Genomic DNA, 17,490 nt, shown 5'->3' with positions numbered 1-17,490 from the left:
TGTGGAAAGCAGGAAGCCCATGCCGCCTGAGTGGGTTAACAAAGCAGGCATAAATTCAAACCCGGTCGCCCAGTGCGGCCTTTTTATTTAAGGGAAAGAGATGACACAAGATGAACAAACAATACTGATGTTTCGAGGGTTAATTGCCTCATTGTCAGAGCAGCAACAAGAAAACATCCGCGAATGCGAAAAGGTAATACGTAAGATGCTGGTTGATTACCCAGAGGAGGCTGTTTTCGCACTTGGATTGATTGGTGCAGAGCTACAGTTATCTATTTAACTTAAGGTCAATAAGATGGCAGGATTAAAAGAACTGTCTAATAAGCTGAATCAAATAAAGAAGCAAGTCCCGTTTGCCACTGCTCAGGCATTAACAAAAGTTGCCCGGCAGATTGAACAAGCTGAAAAAAAGGCGATAGAACGTAAGTTAGATAGTCCGACTCCTTTTACTGTTAACTCAGTTCGTTCTGTTGGTGCGCGTAAAAACAATCTGAAAGCCAAAGTCTTTGTTATGCAAACCGCAGCGGGTTACTTAGAATCGTTTGAGGTTGGCGGAGTCCATAAGCTCAACGGTAATGCTCTATTAAACCCAAAGGATATTAAGTTAAATAAGTATGGCAACTTACCCCGCAATAAGCTCCAGCAGTTAAAAGCTAAGCCCGATGTATTCATCGGTGAAGTAACAACGCGATACGGTAATAATGTTAATGGCGTATGGCAGCGTAAGAAGGCCAAGAAAGTTAAGAAGAATAAAAAGCGGCTAAAACGCTCTCCGAATGGCACACGTCGGGACAGGGTAAAGCAAAGACCACCAAAATTACTTATTCGGTTCGGTGATGCATTACCTGTTGCGCCAATACTCGGTTATCAAGAACGCGCAAGAAAGATGGCTGATGCATTAATGCCACAGGCTATCAGTCAGGCACTGAGCGAGGCAATCAGAACAGCTAAATAATAACTGGGATCGCGGTTCCAGTGAGGCTAATTTATGAATAACCAAATGCAACAAGTACAAGAGGCCATTGCTCGTCTGAAATCGATGAGTAGACAAGAACTACTGTCTGCACTTGTGAAAGCTGGAATAGCAAATGCTGATGATGCAGCGCCTTCTATCGACGAAAGTGAAGGAGGCAAAAGAGGTCAGGTAACGCGAGGTAACAGAGATGGTAACGCTGTGTAATTTTTTGGGTCCTTACTCAGACTCCCTTAAAATGAGGGCATTGCGCGCCCCGATGTTTCACTAGCTATGAACTTTTGAATTTGTGTCCCATGTCCCATTGTGATGAGGGTGTTGTGTGCGCTGGCGTGACTGGCTTTGTGCCGAAACGGGTGATTTTTTTATGTCTCAATTTGTGTCCCAAAAAACTGAGACATTACCCATCTTTTAGTTATGTCCCATTTTTAAGGAATGTCCCATGTCAACAATGAGTATCAGCGCTTATGCAGAGCATGTTGGTGTCGATAGGAAAACCATCACGCGATGGATTAAATCTAATCAGTATATCGTCATGGAAGGCAAAAAAATTGATGTTGAGGCCAGCGACGCAAACTTACGCCGATATCGAGATGGGACGGATATTCGTACAAGAAATGCAAAGAAAAAGCCAGATGTTGAAACCGATCAGCTCAAGGCTCGCGCTAAAGAAATTTATGATGAGCTGTCAAGCGGAAAAATAGAGATTCGTGACATTGAAGAGTCCAGAGCAATTAAAGAACATTATTTGGCCGAGCTGACAAAGTTAGAACACAGTATCAAGGCTGGAGAGGTTCTTCCCTACAAAGACATGATTGAAGCTGTTGGGCAAGAATATTCAAGAATGCGCACTCGTTTAATCGCTATTGCTCCTGAACACGGACCTCGTTTGCGTGTGCTGGCTTCCACCACCAATGATACGGAATTTGTACAGGCATTACAGGAGGTGGTTTACGAGGCGATGGAGGAATTAAGCCTTGATGATAACAATAGAGGAGAAAGCTAGTACCTCCGCCTGGCAAAATTTCACGCAAGAGTTATATAAACGTCGCCCTGATATTCGGCCTCCTGAGCCACTCTCATTAAGCGCATGGGCTAATAAGTATGCGGTGTTGTCAAAAGAAACCAGCGCCCAAACAGGCCGTTTTCGTTCGTTCGCATATCAAGATGGCATGATGGATGCCATTACAGACCCGGCTGTTACTTATGTTTCAGTGATGAAATCGGCGCGTGTCGGCTATACAAAAATACTGGATCACGTAGTGGGTTATTATCTGGCACATGACCCTTCTCCGATACTCGTTGTTCAGCCGCGCGTTGAGGATGCGGAGGACTACAGTAAAACTGAAATTGCGCCGATGCTGCGTGACACTCCGGTATTAGCTGAAATCTCTGGTGACCCCAAAACCAAGAATAGCAATCAGACTATTCTGAAAAAAACGTTTTTAAATGGTGCCAACTTAACGCTTGTAGGGGCTAACAGCCCGGGCGGGTTTCGTCGTATCACATGTAGGATCATCTTGTTTGATGAAGTGGATGGCTACCCATCCGGCGGCGCCGGTGTCGAAGGTGATCAGATAGCACTGGGTACAAAGCGCTCTGAAACATTCTGGAACCGCAAAATCGCATTGGGTTCAACTCCCACGGTAAAAGGCACCAGCCGTATTGAAAAATCATTTGAAGACAGCGACCAGCGTTACTACTATGTCCCTTGCCCACACTGTGACGAATATCAAGTATTAGAGTGGGGCGGACCAGATACACCCTATGGGATTAAATGGGACAAAGACGAACGCGGGGAAGGGATACCGGCATCAGCATACTATGTTTGTCGTCACAACGGTTGTGTGATCCATCATAACGAAAAAGCCGGCATGGTGAAGCGTGGCGAATGGCGGGCAACGAAGCCTTTCAAAGGTCATGCCGGGTTTCATATCTGGGCGGGTTACAGTCTGTTCCCCAATGCCGCTTGGAAATACTTAGTTGCTGAATGGTTGCGGGTGAAAAATGACCCGCTGATGCGTCAGACATTTATCAACCTGGTTCTGGGTGAACCGTATGAAGATCGGGGCGAGAAAGCACTCAGTGAAAAGCGTTTGCTTGAACGTTGCGAGGTCTTTGCGGCAGAGGTGCCGGATGGCGTTGCGGTTCTGACGGCGGGTATTGATACCCAAGATGATCGCTTTGAAATAGAAATCATCGGCTGGGGCCGGAACGAAGAAAGCTGGTCTATTGCTTATGATGTGATTGAAGGCGATTTAGAAACTGATGAGCCGTGGAAGCGATTAGATGCTTACCTTAAGCAAGTCTGGCGCCGTGCTGATGGGCGCGGTTTTACTATCATGGCGGCATGCATGGATTCTGGCGGTCACCACACTCAGAAAGTCTACGAATTCTCAAAAGCCAGAATAGGCAGAAGAATATGGGCGATAAAAGGGGAATCGGCTCGCGGCGGTAAACGCTCCCCCGTTTGGCCGACCAAAAAACCGACATCCCGTACTAAGTCAAGTTTCAAGCCCATTATTCTCGGTGTTAATGCAGCAAAAGATACGGTCCGGGGGAGATTACATATCAATCCACCGCTACCCGGTGAGGCAGCGGCAAGCTATATGCACTTTCCGGCAGACAGGGATCTGAATTATTTCAGTCAGCTTCTAGCGGAACGTTCTGTATTAAAAGAGTCAGGCGGGCAGCGTTTCCGAGTGTGGGAACAATTACCCGGCAGGGCTAACGAGGCGCTGGACTGTCGGGTCTATGGTTATGCTGCGCTGTGTGGCTTGCTGCATATGGGACTAAAACTGAATGCATTAGTCACAAGCATTACAGAAAATCCGGGCAGATTATTGCCCCCACCCGCAGAACCGGAAGAGAAACCGAGCTTGCAATATCCCGGCGTTATTATTCAGGAACCGGAAAAGCCGAAGCGTAAGCGTATATCCCAACTCTTGCCCTCTTAACCCTCAGCTATCTCAAGGATATTTATGTTTAACAGAAACACGAGTTTGTTAGCGGGTGCAATGACGCGTGAGCAACTTCAAGATGCACTAGCGAAAGCTCAACAAGCTTATATCGATCTGGCGACGGGAAGCCGGGGCGTGTCTTTTTCTTACACACAAGGGGATGGCACCCGTTCGGTTTCTTATCAACAAAGCTCACTAGCGGATTTACTGGCGCTGATCCAACTCTTACAAGCCCAACTGGGCATTGTCTCCCGGCCACGGCGCCCGATAAGGCTCAGGTACTGATATGAGTGAAATACGAATTTTAGGCCCGAACGGGCAGCCGTTGCCACCTTCCCGTCCTAAGCAGTCTATGCTAGTCGGCGGCAGTCGTGTGCCCTATGACGCCGCCGACACATTTAGCGATCAGCTGGCGAACTGGCAACCGGCTCTCTGGTCACCAGACAATGAAATCAACATCTATCGCGACCGCATTGTTTCCCGTGTTCGTGATCTGGCAAGAAATGACGGGTGGGCCAGTGGTGCGATCACCCGAGTTCTTGATAATGCTATCGGGGCTAATTTCCGGCCGATTATCAAACCTGATTACCGGATGCTGTCGCTGGTGACCGGTAATAAAGCATTTGATGCGACCTGGGCTGACGAATACGGCAAAGTCGTAGAAGCGCACTGGCGTTCTTGGGCTAACGATCCCGGTCGCTATTGTGACGTTGAGCGAAAGCAAACTGTTTCACAGATGTTGCGTTTGGGTTTCCGGCATAAATTGTTAGATGGTGATGCGCTTGCGGTACTGCAATATCGGACAGACAGATTGGGTTTAGGCAAGGGGCGTTATGCTACGACAATTCAAATTGTGGACCCGGACCGACTCAGCAACCCGCAACAAAATTTTGACATGCCGCATATAAGAGGCGGCGTAGAGATAGACGATGACGGTGCCCCTACGTTTTATCATATTCGGGAAGCCCATATAGGTGATTGGTGGAGTGGTGCAAAAACCATGACATGGGAGCGTATACCGCGTGAAACTGTGTGGGGTAGGCCGCATGTAGTTCATGATTACGATCATGAAAGAGGGGCACAGCATCGGGGTAACGGCATTCTGACACCAGTTGTTCAGCGTCTGAAAATGCTGATTAAGTATGACCAGTCCGAACTTGAAGCGGCAATATTGAATGCTATTTTCGGGGCTTATATTGAGTCCCCGTATGATCCTGCGTTAGTTGAAGCGGCTTTGGGTGAAAGTGAAGACGAGAATTTAGGTGCGTATCAACAGGGACGTGTCGAGTTTCACAATGATCGCCGCTTGTCTTTACAAAATGGGGCGCGTATCCCAATTATGTATCCCGGCGAGAAAATCACTACTGTCAATGCTGCGAGACCGCATAGCAATTTTGAAGGCTTTGAAAGTGCGGCGCTGCGTAATATCGCCGCAGCAACGGGGTTGTCTACTCAACAAGTGACGCAAGACTGGTCTGATGTGAACTACAGTTCGGCGCGTTCCGCCATGTTAGAAGCGTGGAAAACATTAACCCGGCGTCGCGCTGATTTTTCAATCGGCTTTGCTCAACCTATTTTGACCGCGTTTATTGAAGAAATTCACGACATAGAGGATTTACCCCTGCCAACGGGTGCCCCAGATTTTCTGGAAGCACGGGCGGCTTATTGTCGGGCGCAGTGGATGGGGCCGGGCCGGGGTTGGGTAGATCCTGTTGCGGAGAAGAAGGGCGCTATCTTGGGTATGGATGCCGGGCTTTCTACTCTTGAGATGGAGGCAGCAGAGAACGCGGGTGAAGACTGGGAAGAGATGCTCGATCAGCGTAAGCGTGAACTTGATGCATTCGAAGAGCGCGGTTTGACTCCGCCATCATGGGCGCAACTGGATGTTCCCGCTGATAAAACTATTCAAGATCCCAAGGTAGAGTAATGAATTTACCACACTTAGCCCAACGGCTATTTAACACCCCGCTGGCACTACATCCGCGCAAAGCCGAAGTCGTGATGGCTGCACTGACTGACCGATTTGGCATCACGCGGATTAATACTATGAGTGCATGGGAAGATGATGACAGTTTTTCCCGACCCCGAAATAATGACACCGGTTACGATTTTGTTGAAGGGATTGCGGTTATCCCAATACAGGGAACGCTAGTACAAAAATTAGGTTCGCTACGTCCTTACAGTGGTATGACGGGATACGACGGTATTCGGCAATCCTTTCTGACTGCACTGCATGATCCCGAAGTAACAGGAATTTGCTTAGATATTGATTCCCCCGGCGGAGAAGTTGCAGGGTGCTTTGACTTAGTGGATGAGATTTATTCAGCAAGAGGGATAAAGCCGATCCATGCCATTTTGACAGAAAGCGCGTATTCCGCTGCTTATGCGTTAGCAAGCGCCGCTGACAAAATCTACGTTCCGCGAACTGGTGGCGTCGGTTCAATTGGTGTAATCGTGATTCATTGTGACTGGTCACAGCGGATTAAAGATGACGGGTTACAAGTAACGATCATCACATACGGAGACCGAAAAGCGGAAAGCAACCCTTATGTGCCGCTAACTGATCAGGCTCGTGGTGCAATACAAGATGATGTAGACACGATGGGAAAACTGTTCGTGAGTACGGTTGCCCGCAATCGGGGCATTTCTGAAAAAACGATTCGTAACACTCAAGCGGCATGCTTTTTAGCTAACGAGGGTGTTGGTCTGGGATTAGCTGACGAGGTAATTACCCCCGACGCTGCATTCCGAAAATTACTGAGTGAATCAGGAGCTTAATAGATGGCTAGTTTAAAATTCGCCCACTTGTTGGGTCTCAAAAAGTCAGCGTCGGAAGATGATGACGACAAAGAAAAAAGCAAAAAAGCGAAATCCCGTCGTGCCGAAGAAGAGGACCGCGACGAAGAAGACGCCGAAGATGAGGATGACGATACCAAGGCTGATGAGGATGAAGATGATACTGACGCTGAGGAAGATGACGATGACCAAGATGATGAAGATAAATCAGCTAAAAAAGGGAAAAAGGCTAAGTCTCGCCGGGCGGAAGAGAACGACGACGATGAAGATGCCGAAGAGGATGACGATAAAAAAGAGGGGCGTCGTGCTGAACGTAAGCGCTGTGCTGCCATTTTTGGCAGTAAACACGCAGCAAATCGCCCAGATATGGCCGCCCATCTGGCGTTCAATACTCGCATGTCTGCGCGTGAAGCCATTAGCACTCTTGCCGCAATGGGGAGTGTTTCAGCTCCGCGTCGCGCGTCATTAGATGAGCGCATGCAACAGGCACAACAAGTCAGACTGGGACCTGACGCACGACAACCCGCTAGCGGCTCTGTTGAGGCACTTATAGCAAATGCAACCCGTCTCTACAACTCAGCAAAAGGTAAGAAATAATGGAACAAATCGGACAAAACCCATTCGCGCCCGGCATGACATCGACAATGTTCGTTCCCGATCAACTAGTCTCCGGTCCGCTTCAACTAGTGACTGATACAGTAACCATTGCAAAGGTAGGGTTATTGAAGAGGGGGACAGTTTTAGGGCTAATCACTGAATTAAAAGAGTATGCCCTGAGCGTTAAGACATCGACAGACGGCAGAGAGAAACCTATCGCTATTCTCGCTGATGATGTTGATACAACAACCGAATCAAAATCATGCGGGGTTTATCTGATGGGTGAGTTTAACCAAAATCGCCTGATATTTGACAAGAGCTGGACGCTTGAAGATCTGAAAACCGCGTTACGTACATCAGCTATTTTCATTCGCGATAGCATTCAAGCCCCCATCGCTTAACTCCTTACTTAATTGCACCTGATGCCTTAACCCGGCAGGGATGCGCTCGTTTTAAATTCAGTCTGGCAGCTCTGGCTGTCAGCATTGCATATAGAGAAATTGCATGAGTAATAATATTAGCATTTACGATACTAACGTATTAGTGCAAATCGTCCCGAATCTAATGACTAGCCAAAATTTTCTATTAGATCGATTTTTCCCCAATATAGTAACGGAAGATACAGAGAAGGTCTCAATTGATGTAGATGTAGGTAAACGCAGGATGGCGCCGTTTGTCTCGCCACTTGTGGAAGGAAAATTAGTAGAAAGTCGTCAATACCAGACAAACACACTCAAGCCCGCGTATATAAAAGATAAACGCGCCCCAGATTTACGTAAACCGATTCGTCGTCAAATTGGGGAGCGTATCGGCGGTGAGTACACAGCAGCAGAACGCGAAATGCTAAATCTGCAATTCGAAATGGCCGATCAAATTGACATGATTAACCGGCGATTAGAATGGATGGCTGCAAATGCGTTAGTAAAATCCCAAATTACTGTGGTAGGTGATGGATTTGAGACCACAGTAATTGATTTCGGTCGCTCATCTAATTTGACTGTCACATTAAGTGGTTCAGACAAATGGCCGCTAAAAGTCGCAGCAGGGGCAACAAACACGCAGCCATCTGATGATATTGAAGCCTGGCAGACATTAATTCTGAAAGAATCTGGTGCAATACCTACTGATTTAGTCTTTACGCCTTCTTCATGGAAAGCATTCCGTCTGGATACATCTATCAAGGATACCGCGATAACTTTTCCATCGTTGAACCCATTCGGCAACCAGGTGAATATCGGTCCAACAGTTCAAAAAGGAGGGGTATTTAAGGGAATTTGGGGCAACTTTAATCTCTGGTTATACAACGACTGGTTTATTGATCCTGTTGATAATGTTGAAAAACCCATGTTGCCGGATGGTGCGGTTATCATGTCAGGTGCGGATTTGATGGGAACGCGTGCGTTTGGTGCGATTCTTGATCCCACTTTCAACTACGGACCTTTGGCCTATGCGCCAAAGAGCTGGTTAAACCCTGATCCGGCACAGCGTTATTTAATGGTGCAATCGGCACCGCTGGTTATCCCAAGCCGGGTGAATGCCGCTTTATGTGCAACGGTGGTGTGATATGGCAAAGAAACAAGAAACTGAAAACGAACTGGGCGGCTTGCCGCCCGAATTGATGGTCGATGGTCAAGAGTTGCCAGCTTCTCAGATAGAAACGGTGGAAGAAGATCCCACTGTTCCCGATACAGACAAGCAGGAAAATCAGGGTGAGGTAATTGTTGTTGTGCTAAAAGGCCAAACAGTTAAGCATAACAGCAAAGAATACAAGGAGTTCGTGCAACTCACTCTAAGTAAAGAGGATGCAGATCGCTTGATTGAACTGGGGGTTGTGGCTGACGTTAACAAGCTGAGACAACAAGCCCTTATTCAACATGGCCCAACGGTCACAGTCAGTGACGGCGTTAAAATCAGTCATGAGGCTTGATTATGGGGATCAATTGGGACCAGCATTTATTAGCGCCGCTGCATGATGTGTTTGGGGACCCGGTTGAATACCGTCCAGCAAGCGGCGCTCATTACACTATCAGCGGCATCTTTGACCGGGCTTACACGCAAGAAGTGGAATCACTTGATGACGGCAGCACCATCAATACAACTTCTCCCGTACTTGGGGTGCGCGACATTGAGTTTCAGGCGCCGCCAAAAAAGGGAGATCGGGTATTGGTTGGTGTTGTGGGCGGTGTTCCTGTCAATACTTTGTTTGCCGTGGCTGATATTCAGCCCGATAGCCACGGCGGGACAAAATTAATACTTAACAGGGTGAAATCATGAACGCGGCAGGTATCAGGGCGTTAGTCATTGACGCGCTCAAACATAAGACCGATGCAGAAGCGCGGGTTTATTCTCCGCGCGACTGGTCAACAACGGAAGATATGTATCCAGTTATTTTGGTACAGACGCCAATCGATGTTAAGCAGTCACTGGGACGTAACGCGCCCCAGTTCAACACTGTTACGACAGTTCGCGTCACTGGCCGGTTGCAGGAACTTGACAGCGAAGCGGAAGATGATGGCGCAGCTAAAGCCGAAGAATCTTTGGAACGGTTACGTGAGCAGATAGAGCGTGCAGTGATTAACAGCTATGAACTGACTCGTCAGATTCAGCAATTTGCTCAAGTCCGCTCGACGATTGATATTGATGCTTCCGGGGAAGGCCATACAGCACAATTACTGCTTGAACTTGACATCGAATACTACCAGGGGCCGGAAGATTTCTACGAAATTGAAGCGGATCAACTGGACGAGATAGACGTCACCATCGCTATGCCGGACGGCACCCCGGAACCGCATTTCAGAATCGATTTTCAGGAGTAATCCATGTTTGTAAAACCTGTTATCGGGAGACGTGTACGCGATCCCGTAAAGGGTGTCTTTTTGCCCGAATCCGGTGCGGAAGTACCCAATAATATTTTCTGGCATCGTCGCTTAAAGGACGGTGACGTTGAAATATGTCAGCCCGAAAAAGCAGTTAAAAAGGCAGTTAAGGAGAATGAATAATGGCTATCCCATTTTCACGTGTACCGAATAACATTCGGGCACCCCTGTTTTATGTCGAGTTCGATAATTCGATGGCGAACAGCGCTATTGCGACTCAGCGAACATTGATTATCGGTCAGATGCTGAGTACTTCGACAGAAAAACCGAATGTGCCCGCTCGCATCTCCTCCGCTGCTCAAGCTGCTAGTCTATACGGTAATGGTTCACTGTTACACAGTATGTCATCGGCGTATTTTGCTAACGATCATGCGGGTGAAACGTGGGTTCTTCCCTTAAGCGATGCTGACAATATGGTCGCAGCCAAGGGCAGTGTAAAAGTGTCTACCCCAGCAACCGACACCGGCGTTATTTCGCTGTATATCGGCGGTCAGCGTGTGCAAATCACGACTGTAGCAACGGATAAAGCCGAGCAAGTGGCTACGGCACTTTCAGCAGCGATTAATCAGAAAGCCGCCTTGCCTGTTACAGCGACAGTAGCATTTGACTCGGCGGATGCGGTGACTTTGACAGCCAAAAATAAGGGTGCATCCGGGAATAGCATTGATTTACGTCTGAATTACCGGGGGCAGGCAGGCGGTGAGGCGACTCCTCCTGGCATGGATTTGAAAATCACGCCGATGGCAGGCGGGGCGGGTGCCCCCGAACTGAAAGATGCGTTGTCTAGTCTGAAAGATCGCTCGTTTGATTTTATCGTCAACCCTTATACGGACACGGCGTCACTGGATGACATGAAAGCGTTCTTGTCTGATAACGGCGGGCGTTGGTCGTGGGAGCAACAGTTATATGGACATTCATTCGGCGCTGTCGGCGGAACTTACGGGGAACTGGCAACAATCGGTGAACAGCGTAACTATCAGCATGAAACATTGTTCGGAGTCACAAAGTCCCCATCTCCCAACTACGTTTGGGCGGCAGCGTTAACCGGGGCAATCGCTCAAAGCCTACGCAATGACCCCGGCAGGCCATTACAGACATTGCCGATTAGTAGTGTATTGGCCCCGGCATCTGAGGACCAGCTTGATCTGATTGAACGTAATAACTTGCTACACAGCGGGATTTCCAGCTTTACCGTCGCTGATGACAGCACAGTACAAGTCGAGAACGTTATCACGACGTATCAAAAGAATAGCTTCGGTGATAACGATGACAGCTATTTGCAAGTTGAAACCCTGTATTTGTTGATGTACGTCACGCGTTATATTCGCACGCAAATTACGAGTAAGTTTGCCCGCATGAAACTGGTGAAAAACGGTACCCGCTTTGCCCCGGGTTCAGCCATTGTGACGCCCAATGTCATCCGCGCTGAACTCATCGCTCAGTACAGGTCATTGGAATATAACGGCTACGTGCAGGATTCGAAAAGTTTTGCGGGCGGGCTGATTGTTGAAATTAATGCCCAGAATCCGAATCGTGTTGATGTGCTGTGGACGGGTACACTCATCAATCAGTTGCGTGTCTTTGCCGTCCTTAATCAGTTCCGCTTGCAACCGGCAGCAGCATAAGAGGTAAACATGGGTAATACATCAAACAGACTCGCGGGTACCGCTTATGTCACCGTGGACGGCATTCGAATAATGGTCGCAGGGGATTTCACCTGGAGTCCCTCAACAGTCACCCGCGAGACTCTTACGGGGATGGACTACGTACACGGTTACAAAGAGAAGCCGCAAGCGGGCTTTATCTCCTGCAAGGTTCGTGACAGCGGCGGGACAACCGTTGCTGATTTTAATAATCAGACGAATGTCACTATCGTTGCTGAACTGGCAAACGGCAAGACCATCATTGGTGAAGGGATGTGGACGGTTAACACGCAGGAAGTGGCAAGCGAAGATGCAACCTTCGAAGTCCGCTGGGAAGGCACTTCCGTGACTGAAAATTAATTAAGAGAGAAATAATCATGTTAGAAACAACGAAAACTATCGTATTGAACACCCCGATTGAAAGCAATGACGGCAAAGTCCGCTACGAGCAGATCGACTTGAAAGAACCGGTATTGATTCAGGTTGAGCAGTTTTATGAAGCACAGAACAAATCAAATCATTCAATTGCCGCTATGCGTCTGTTGATTTCATTGGTTTCAGAAATCCCCGAGCCAGTACTGAAAAAAATGGCTATCAGTGATTTTCACAAATGTCAGGAGTTCCTTCTGGGTTTTTTGGACTCGAAGCGCTCGATGGCTGGCAACAACTAGCCGCTGACGTCACATTTTATTATAAGTGGGGGCCGCGCGATGCGTGGCTTCTGACAAGATCATGGCTTGAGTGGTGGGTTGAACAAGCTAATCGAATGAATAAGGAACGAACAAATGGCTAACGCTTTTGATTTTGAATTAAATGCTGATGAGAATGTCACGAAAGTTATTGATGAAATCAATGCAAAGTTGAATAGCCTCAATCCTAACTTGGCAAAAACCAAGGAGGGATTGAAATTTGGGGGATCCGAATCCACTGACGGGGTAGATGTACTTGGTACAAAGTTACGTGATATGTCTCAATATGCAAAAGATAATGTTCAGCATATCGGTGACATGGTGCCACCCCTTAAAAATGTCGGCGAACTTGCGACAAAATACGCCGGAATAGGGGCAAAAATTGGCGGCATTGGTATGGTAGCCTATGGCGCTACAAAGGCATTTAAAACTCTAAATGAGGGTGCCTCTAATGCCTACAATCTTGACGTGAGTGCAAAAAATGCCGCAATGACACCTGAAAATTTTTCGCGTCTTAGGGGGGCAATGATAATACTTGGTGCCGAGGCCGATAAAGCCCACCAAGCCGTTGAAAGTTTATATGAGGTATTTAATGAACCATTACAGACGAGAAATGTTGCTAAGTTAGCTCAATTAAACAGTATGGGAGTACATATCTATACAAATAAAGATGGTACCGCAGATGCATATAAAACAATTCAAGAATTGGCTAAAGTGTTTCCTGAATATTCTTCTGATAAACAGAAGACAATAGCTAAACTTCTTGGGCTTGATGATAACACTCTTGCGTTATTACGCGATGCTGTGGGGTTAAAAGAACGATTAAAACAATCTGATAGGTTTGGTTTTACTATTGATCCTGAGCTTAATAATCGACTTAATGAGCTTAATAGTTCATTAAGGGAATTAAATGCATCTTGGGAGGGTTTCAAACAGAGAGGAGAAAATAATCTTAATAACCTTTTAACTTTCGATGGCTCAGTTAAAGATGGGCTAGAAGGTGTAACAGATATCCTAACTAATGGGCTAGACAGTATTTCTCTGGCTCATGCGCTTGGTGCTACGCGTGGCAAAGAAGCCGATCAGCTTAGGTGGGGCTATAATACGCCAGAGTTTTATCAAAGTTTAAGCTGGAGCGATAAGGTTGCCCTTGATTTTGGTGTAATGTCTGATGGTTTTCGCGAAAAATATAATGAATGGCAAAAAACGCATCCTCAAAATGAAGCTATTCCCCAACCGCAGAAAATCCCAGAGCCACAAAAAATAGAACCTCCCAAATATCCTGATCCTTACGCAAAACCAGTGAAAGACTCATTCGGTTTGAGAAATAACAATCCCGGCAATGTGCGTGACGCTCCAAACGGCATTGGATATGTACAAGGGAAAAGTGGAACATTTGTTAAGTTCGATAATAGTCATGATGGTCTTTCTGCAATGGCTAGACAGTTAATGCTTAACGGCGACAGGGGAAAGAATACCGTTAGTAGCACAATTAGCACCTATTCACCGCCAGGAGGCATAGATAGAAATAATACTCAGGCATACATCAATTTCGTGTCAAAAGAGACAGGCTTTCTTCCTAATCAACAGTTAGATATGCATGCCCCCAAAGTGCTAGGTAATCTGATGGAAGCGATGATCAAACAAGAAAATCATGGTCAACAACCCTTTAATCAAAAACAAATCGCGGATGCAATAAACGCCGCTATCTTTGACCCGCGCTGGCAAGGTAAACGTGACATAAACTATTTACAGCTACAACGCCTGCAATATCAACCCGCTCCGCCTGAGTCTGATAAAAGATCCGCTTCCATCTTTGCAAATCAAGCAAATAACAGTGAGCTTGCTCAGAACATGGCTGAGGCGATTCAATCGGTAATAGGTGAAAATAAATTCCAGGTAGAGATTACACTGGTCAACAGCAAGACCGGAGAGCGCCAGCAATTTAATGCAAAAACTGGGGGCAGAGTGACAACCTCAATGCAATATTCTTGATTTTCTTACTTGTCTAAATGATGATTGGCCCTTTAATAAAAGGAGGTGTTTATGTCTATCTGGCAAGTCATACTGTTGCTTGTTTTCTTGTTCTTTATTGCATTATATTTATCTTTTAAAAAAGAAAAAACAGGACTAAGAACTACAATGAGGGTGCTGTCTATTGTTATCCCTATTATCTTGGTTTCTGCATTTTTTATAATGGAAAACGCCGTCAGTAAAGGTTGCTATAGTAATGAGCAGAATTTTTATGAAAGGAAAGATGCTCTTTGCTATGGAACTGGCAGAATCACACAAGTGACCATAGGTGATAGGAATCTTGAAATAGATCGCTTTATGGTTTTATCAAAAAACAAGGTAGTCATTCATACAAAAGATGGCGGTGATTTTGTTGGGTCATATGCGAACGGTACGTTCATTGTGAAGTGGCTTGATGATTTAGTTTATTAGATATAAGTTCAGCATTGCAGTAAGCCCCGCTTGGGGCTTTGATAATAAACTTTATCCACCGCGCATCACTTTAGCGGCATTCCTTTTCGCAAGTGATATCGCTCTTTTTATATCATCTAGCAGAGACTCAGCTCTTTTGATATCTTCAAGTGCAGCTTCTATAGATGAATTTGGCAGCCATTGCTTTGAAATGATATCCACCTGTTGAATATTGTCGCTGACAATATTTCGAGTATCTCCATTTATTATGTTGATCCTATGTTTGCAGTACATTCCGTTTTCGCCTGCCGGGCAAGTGCAGAATGCTAGGAAATCTTTTCCGTCTTTTATAAAAGTAGCCTTATATGGCTCTTCCGCTGATCCTTGCACGAGAAAATTTATTTTTTCCATGAAACGCCTCATGAGCTGAGTTTATCAACTATTTCTTGGTTTCTATCAGTTTTTTGATTTTTTCAACATCCAACTCAATAGAAACCAATCTTTCTTCTATGCTTGGTTTATGAACTATATCTGAATTTTGAGAAATCCAATTTTCAATGGCCGCAACCATTTCGGCGTTAAGAGATCGTCCTGTTTTATCAGCAATTCTTGCCATTTCCTCTTTTAATTCAATAGGAAGTCTTAAATTAACTTGAGGGTGTTTGTATGGTCGCTTGGTCATTATGAGTTTCTATTATTCAGTTAACTATAAGATAGATTAAGTGCGTACCTATTGACTATCAATACGTACCATATTAATATGTATGCGTACCACATACAAAAGCATACAAAGGAGATGTTAATGAAAGTGGCTGAACCCGTATCTGTTCGGATGCCAACAAAGCTAAAAGAGATTCTTCAATCGATAGCTGATGCAGGTGATAGATCTTTGAGTAAGGAAATTCTTCGGAGAGTGAAGGAGTCACTAAAAAATGAAGGGATAGTTATCCCAGAATGACAAAACCCCAAAGGCTGGCACCAATGGGGTCTTATAGTGGCCGGAAATCTTAGAGGAAAACCGACATGTCAAGTATAGCAATTAATGAAATGCATAACACTATCAATGCTGAAAATTTGCCTGTTATTACCCATAACAGCATTCCAGTAATTACTACTGAGTTGCTAGCTAAATTGTATGGGACTGAAATTATCAATATTCAAGTTAATTTCTCTCGTCATGCAGACCGTTTTATTGCCGGGAAGCATTATTTTAAACTTGAAGGCGAAGAGCTTAGGGAGTTAAAGCGCGAACTTACTCAAAGTAAGTCTGTGGAAATTGCTAGGAATGTCAGAGCGTTAACACTGTGGACAGAGCGCGGAGCAGCACGTCACGCCAAAATGCTGGAAACAGATCAAGCGTGGGACGTATTCGAAGCACTGGAAGATTTTTATTTTAACCAGAAAGAAGGTGAGTTCCTTGGAAAACAACAGGAATTACCAGTACCTCATAAAACTCAATTCACTGATGAAGAGTTGTGTAGTTTATGTTGGTTATGGAGAAATGCTGTTGAGATGATTAGTTCAATATCTGATGTTTATCCCATTCTTCGAGCAGCAGAGCATAGGCTTGCAGGTAAATACTATTCAATGCAACGTGAATATCCACGAAACACAAATATAGTCAGACGTTTGCTAGAAAGAGAGACAGCACATATTGAGTGTGCATCGTTTATTGATAATGACTGGCGAGTATTGCACAGTCTGAGAATTCCTAATAGTCCGTTCTAAGCCCAAAGCCAAGGATGGCTTAACAAATAACCCGCTTTAATAGCGGGTTATTTAGGGAAATTAAGCATGGTTTGCCGGTTTTATTAAGCTTTCCGCTGGTATTCCGAACATTTTATGTAAATTCCATACCATCGGTAGTGTGAGGCTACGTTTGCGATTAAGTATTTCATACACGCGATTTACTTTGCCAATTGCTGGTACCAAGTCTTTTGCTGTTAATCCAGATTGTTCCATTCTGAATTTTATAGCTTCAATCGGGTCTGGCGGGTCTATGTGATAGTGTTCTGCTTCATAAGCTTCAATAAGCAGCACCATTACTTCCATGTAATCAAATTCAGGTGTTCCGATTTCAGGCTGGTTATCAAAAAGTGGCGAAACAGCCTTTAACGCTGCCTGATAGTCTTGTTCGGTACGAATAGGTTTAATGTTCATTTTTACTCCGGTTCTACGGTATTGGCATCTACAGTATCGTATTGTTTATGTGTGCCAATGAATTTTACGTACACCCAGCCGATGGGATAAACAATAGAAACTATCAGGCGGTAGCTGTTCCCTTTAATGTTAAATACCACGCGATTGTTTTTTAGAATACTCGCATTGCGGTACTGGGTTTTAATTTCAGCAGGGGTTTTCCAAGTTGCTTTCTTGGCCTCGTCAACCCACGCTTTTAACTGTTGTTCAGCATCGGGATACGTTTCCCAGAACTGTTTTAATGTACTGACTGAGATGATTTTCATAAAGTTATACTAGTCCCAATTTGGGATAAAAGCAACTATTTCTGCCGCTTAATTGCGGTTTTTTTGT

General features: G+C 45.6%; 26 protein-coding genes. 22 read left to right on the top strand and 4 right to left on the bottom strand.

The features are described from left to right. Nucleotides 1-100 precede the first annotated feature (100 nt). The 20 genes from PTE_RS14510 to PTE_RS14415 all read left to right on the top strand — a co-directional run bounded on the left by PTE_RS14510 (nt 101) and on the right by PTE_RS14415 (nt 14,979). Complete coding sequence (locus PTE_RS14510) at nt 101-280, top strand: hypothetical protein (protein WP_036847814.1); 180 nt, start codon at nt 101-103, stop codon at nt 278-280. A 15-nt stretch (nt 281-295) separates the two neighbouring features. Then, entirely contained in the window at nt 296-955 is a 660-nt protein-coding gene (locus PTE_RS14505; protein WP_036847812.1) for a hypothetical protein, read from the top strand. An 84-nt stretch (nt 956-1,039) separates the two neighbouring features. Beyond that, nucleotides 1,040-1,180, top strand: a complete 141-nt coding sequence (locus PTE_RS25780; RefSeq protein ID WP_157890155.1) for a hypothetical protein — start codon at nt 1,040-1,042, stop codon at nt 1,178-1,180. A 235-nt stretch (nt 1,181-1,415) separates the two neighbouring features. Then, on the top strand, nt 1,416-1,979 hold the full coding sequence (locus PTE_RS14495; protein WP_241826094.1) for an RNA polymerase subunit sigma-70: 564 nt from the start codon (nt 1,416-1,418) through the stop codon (nt 1,977-1,979). Beyond that, on the top strand, nt 1,954-3,930 hold the full coding sequence (locus PTE_RS14490; protein ID WP_036847806.1) for a phage terminase large subunit family protein: 1,977 nt from the start codon (nt 1,954-1,956) through the stop codon (nt 3,928-3,930). The genes PTE_RS14495 and PTE_RS14490 overlap by 26 nt, the downstream gene beginning before the upstream one ends. Nucleotides 3,931-3,954: 24 nt before the next feature. Further along, nucleotides 3,955-4,218, top strand: coding sequence for a gpW family head-tail joining protein (gpW, locus tag PTE_RS14485; protein WP_036847803.1), 264 nt, complete (start codon nt 3,955-3,957; stop codon nt 4,216-4,218). Nucleotide 4,219: 1 nt separating this feature from the next. Next, entirely contained in the window at nt 4,220-5,860 is a 1,641-nt protein-coding gene (locus PTE_RS14480; RefSeq protein ID WP_036847800.1) for a phage portal protein, read from the top strand. Further along, nucleotides 5,860-6,711: a S49 family peptidase gene (locus PTE_RS14475; protein ID WP_036847797.1), complete on the top strand. Its 852-nt coding sequence runs from the start codon at nt 5,860-5,862 to the stop codon at nt 6,709-6,711. Before PTE_RS14480 ends, PTE_RS14475 begins: the two co-directional genes overlap by 1 nt. Nucleotides 6,712-6,741: 30 nt before the next feature. Then, on the top strand, nt 6,742-7,326 hold the full coding sequence (locus PTE_RS25775; RefSeq protein ID WP_165577092.1) for a hypothetical protein: 585 nt from the start codon (nt 6,742-6,744) through the stop codon (nt 7,324-7,326). Next, nucleotides 7,326-7,727 (top strand): head decoration protein, encoded by a 402-nt coding sequence (locus PTE_RS14465; RefSeq protein ID WP_036847791.1) that lies wholly within the window; start codon nt 7,326-7,328, stop codon nt 7,725-7,727. Before PTE_RS25775 ends, PTE_RS14465 begins: the two co-directional genes overlap by 1 nt. A gap of 103 nt (nt 7,728-7,830) precedes the next feature. Beyond that, the gene (locus PTE_RS14460) at nt 7,831-8,889 is read left to right on the top strand and encodes a major capsid protein (protein ID WP_036847788.1); all 1,059 of its coding nucleotides are present in this window, start codon (nt 7,831-7,833) and stop codon (nt 8,887-8,889) included. A 1-nt stretch (nt 8,890) separates the two neighbouring features. Further along, the gene (locus PTE_RS14455; protein WP_036847785.1) at nt 8,891-9,253 is read left to right on the top strand and encodes a hypothetical protein; all 363 of its coding nucleotides are present in this window, start codon (nt 8,891-8,893) and stop codon (nt 9,251-9,253) included. A 2-nt stretch (nt 9,254-9,255) separates the two neighbouring features. Beyond that, entirely contained in the window at nt 9,256-9,600 is a 345-nt protein-coding gene (locus tag PTE_RS14450; protein ID WP_036847782.1) for a head-tail joining protein, read from the top strand. Then, complete coding sequence (locus PTE_RS14445) at nt 9,597-10,142, top strand: hypothetical protein (RefSeq protein ID WP_036847780.1); 546 nt, start codon at nt 9,597-9,599, stop codon at nt 10,140-10,142. The genes PTE_RS14450 and PTE_RS14445 overlap by 4 nt, the downstream gene beginning before the upstream one ends. A gap of 3 nt (nt 10,143-10,145) precedes the next feature. Then, entirely contained in the window at nt 10,146-10,325 is a 180-nt protein-coding gene (locus PTE_RS14440) for a DUF2635 domain-containing protein (protein ID WP_036847777.1), read from the top strand. Then, nucleotides 10,325-11,827 (top strand): phage tail sheath subtilisin-like domain-containing protein, encoded by a 1,503-nt coding sequence (locus PTE_RS14435; protein ID WP_036847774.1) that lies wholly within the window; start codon nt 10,325-10,327, stop codon nt 11,825-11,827. Before PTE_RS14440 ends, PTE_RS14435 begins: the two co-directional genes overlap by 1 nt. Nucleotides 11,828-11,836: 9 nt before the next feature. Beyond that, nucleotides 11,837-12,205 (top strand): phage tail tube protein, encoded by a 369-nt coding sequence (locus PTE_RS14430; RefSeq protein ID WP_036847771.1) that lies wholly within the window; start codon nt 11,837-11,839, stop codon nt 12,203-12,205. Nucleotides 12,206-12,222: 17 nt separating this feature from the next. After that, complete coding sequence (locus PTE_RS14425; RefSeq protein WP_036847768.1) at nt 12,223-12,516, top strand: phage tail assembly protein; 294 nt, start codon at nt 12,223-12,225, stop codon at nt 12,514-12,516. A gap of 114 nt (nt 12,517-12,630) precedes the next feature. Then, nucleotides 12,631-14,529, top strand: a complete 1,899-nt coding sequence (locus PTE_RS14420; protein ID WP_036847765.1) for a hypothetical protein — start codon at nt 12,631-12,633, stop codon at nt 14,527-14,529. Between the two features lie 51 nt (nt 14,530-14,580). After that, complete coding sequence (locus tag PTE_RS14415) at nt 14,581-14,979, top strand: hypothetical protein (protein ID WP_036847762.1); 399 nt, start codon at nt 14,581-14,583, stop codon at nt 14,977-14,979. A 51-nt stretch (nt 14,980-15,030) separates the two neighbouring features. Here PTE_RS14415 and PTE_RS14410 read toward each other — a convergent pair whose 3' ends face one another. Together PTE_RS14410 and PTE_RS14405 are read right to left on the bottom strand one after the other, a co-directional pair. After that, the gene (locus tag PTE_RS14410; RefSeq protein ID WP_036847759.1) at nt 15,031-15,369 is read right to left on the bottom strand and encodes an SWIM zinc finger family protein; all 339 of its coding nucleotides are present in this window, start codon (nt 15,367-15,369) and stop codon (nt 15,031-15,033) included. Between the two features lie 28 nt (nt 15,370-15,397). Next, nucleotides 15,398-15,640 (bottom strand): Arc family DNA-binding protein, encoded by a 243-nt coding sequence (locus PTE_RS14405; protein ID WP_036847756.1) that lies wholly within the window; start codon nt 15,638-15,640, stop codon nt 15,398-15,400. 120 nt (nt 15,641-15,760) lie between these two features. Between PTE_RS14405 and PTE_RS24600 the strand changes: the two genes are divergently transcribed. Both PTE_RS24600 and PTE_RS14400 read left to right on the top strand, forming a co-directional pair. Beyond that, entirely contained in the window at nt 15,761-15,916 is a 156-nt protein-coding gene (locus tag PTE_RS24600) for an Arc family DNA-binding protein (protein ID WP_157890154.1), read from the top strand. A gap of 65 nt (nt 15,917-15,981) precedes the next feature. Beyond that, entirely contained in the window at nt 15,982-16,686 is a 705-nt protein-coding gene (locus PTE_RS14400) for a P22AR C-terminal domain-containing protein (protein ID WP_110742915.1), read from the top strand. A gap of 60 nt (nt 16,687-16,746) precedes the next feature. On the opposite strand, the gene PTE_RS14395 is transcribed toward PTE_RS14400, so the two are convergent. Together PTE_RS14395 and PTE_RS14390 are read right to left on the bottom strand one after the other, a co-directional pair. Then, complete coding sequence (locus tag PTE_RS14395) at nt 16,747-17,118, bottom strand: helix-turn-helix domain-containing protein (RefSeq protein WP_036847753.1); 372 nt, start codon at nt 17,116-17,118, stop codon at nt 16,747-16,749. Nucleotides 17,119-17,120: 2 nt separating this feature from the next. Beyond that, the gene (locus PTE_RS14390) at nt 17,121-17,423 is read right to left on the bottom strand and encodes a type II toxin-antitoxin system HigB family toxin (RefSeq protein ID WP_036847750.1); all 303 of its coding nucleotides are present in this window, start codon (nt 17,421-17,423) and stop codon (nt 17,121-17,123) included. Between the last annotated feature and the right edge of the window lie 67 nt (nt 17,424-17,490).

Source organism: Photorhabdus khanii NC19 (genome assembly GCF_000517265.1).
GTDB lineage: Bacteria > Pseudomonadota > Gammaproteobacteria > Enterobacterales > Enterobacteriaceae > Photorhabdus > Photorhabdus khanii.
The sequence above is the reverse complement of the archived record's forward strand: the minus strand, read 5'-3'. Positions and strand labels throughout refer to the sequence as shown.

Excerpts from the sequence above, each read along its gene's own strand:
- PTE_RS14445 (WP_036847780.1), top strand. The coding sequence starts at position 9,597 with ATGAACGCGGCAGGTATCAGGGCGTTAGTCATTGACGCGCTCAAACAT.
- PTE_RS14415 (WP_036847762.1), top strand. The coding sequence starts at position 14,581 with ATGTCTATCTGGCAAGTCATACTGTTGCTTGTTTTCTTGTTCTTTATT.
- PTE_RS14395 (WP_036847753.1), bottom strand. The coding sequence starts at position 17,118 with ATGAACATTAAACCTATTCGTACCGAACAAGACTATCAGGCAGCGTTA.
- PTE_RS14410 (WP_036847759.1), bottom strand. The coding sequence starts at position 15,369 with ATGGAAAAAATAAATTTTCTCGTGCAAGGATCAGCGGAAGAGCCATAT.
- PTE_RS14420 (WP_036847765.1), top strand. The coding sequence starts at position 12,631 with ATGGCTAACGCTTTTGATTTTGAATTAAATGCTGATGAGAATGTCACG.
- PTE_RS14440 (WP_036847777.1), top strand. The coding sequence starts at position 10,146 with ATGTTTGTAAAACCTGTTATCGGGAGACGTGTACGCGATCCCGTAAAG.
- PTE_RS14390 (WP_036847750.1), bottom strand. The coding sequence starts at position 17,423 with ATGAAAATCATCTCAGTCAGTACATTAAAACAGTTCTGGGAAACGTAT.
- gpW (WP_036847803.1), top strand. The coding sequence starts at position 3,955 with ATGTTTAACAGAAACACGAGTTTGTTAGCGGGTGCAATGACGCGTGAG.
- PTE_RS14490 (WP_036847806.1), top strand. The coding sequence starts at position 1,954 with ATGATAACAATAGAGGAGAAAGCTAGTACCTCCGCCTGGCAAAATTTC.
- PTE_RS14460 (WP_036847788.1), top strand. The coding sequence starts at position 7,831 with ATGAGTAATAATATTAGCATTTACGATACTAACGTATTAGTGCAAATC.
- PTE_RS14450 (WP_036847782.1), top strand. The coding sequence starts at position 9,256 with ATGGGGATCAATTGGGACCAGCATTTATTAGCGCCGCTGCATGATGTG.
- PTE_RS14400 (WP_110742915.1), top strand. The coding sequence starts at position 15,982 with ATGTCAAGTATAGCAATTAATGAAATGCATAACACTATCAATGCTGAA.
- PTE_RS14510 (WP_036847814.1), top strand. The coding sequence starts at position 101 with ATGACACAAGATGAACAAACAATACTGATGTTTCGAGGGTTAATTGCC.
- PTE_RS14425 (WP_036847768.1), top strand. The coding sequence starts at position 12,223 with ATGTTAGAAACAACGAAAACTATCGTATTGAACACCCCGATTGAAAGC.
- PTE_RS24600 (WP_157890154.1), top strand. The coding sequence starts at position 15,761 with ATGAAAGTGGCTGAACCCGTATCTGTTCGGATGCCAACAAAGCTAAAA.
- PTE_RS14480 (WP_036847800.1), top strand. The coding sequence starts at position 4,220 with ATGAGTGAAATACGAATTTTAGGCCCGAACGGGCAGCCGTTGCCACCT.
- PTE_RS14465 (WP_036847791.1), top strand. The coding sequence starts at position 7,326 with ATGGAACAAATCGGACAAAACCCATTCGCGCCCGGCATGACATCGACA.
- PTE_RS14430 (WP_036847771.1), top strand. The coding sequence starts at position 11,837 with ATGGGTAATACATCAAACAGACTCGCGGGTACCGCTTATGTCACCGTG.
- PTE_RS14435 (WP_036847774.1), top strand. The coding sequence starts at position 10,325 with ATGGCTATCCCATTTTCACGTGTACCGAATAACATTCGGGCACCCCTG.
- PTE_RS14505 (WP_036847812.1), top strand. The coding sequence starts at position 296 with ATGGCAGGATTAAAAGAACTGTCTAATAAGCTGAATCAAATAAAGAAG.
- PTE_RS25780 (WP_157890155.1), top strand. The coding sequence starts at position 1,040 with ATGAGTAGACAAGAACTACTGTCTGCACTTGTGAAAGCTGGAATAGCA.
- PTE_RS14475 (WP_036847797.1), top strand. The coding sequence starts at position 5,860 with ATGAATTTACCACACTTAGCCCAACGGCTATTTAACACCCCGCTGGCA.
- PTE_RS14405 (WP_036847756.1), bottom strand. The coding sequence starts at position 15,640 with ATGACCAAGCGACCATACAAACACCCTCAAGTTAATTTAAGACTTCCT.
- PTE_RS14495 (WP_241826094.1), top strand. The coding sequence starts at position 1,416 with ATGTCAACAATGAGTATCAGCGCTTATGCAGAGCATGTTGGTGTCGAT.
- PTE_RS14455 (WP_036847785.1), top strand. The coding sequence starts at position 8,891 with ATGGCAAAGAAACAAGAAACTGAAAACGAACTGGGCGGCTTGCCGCCC.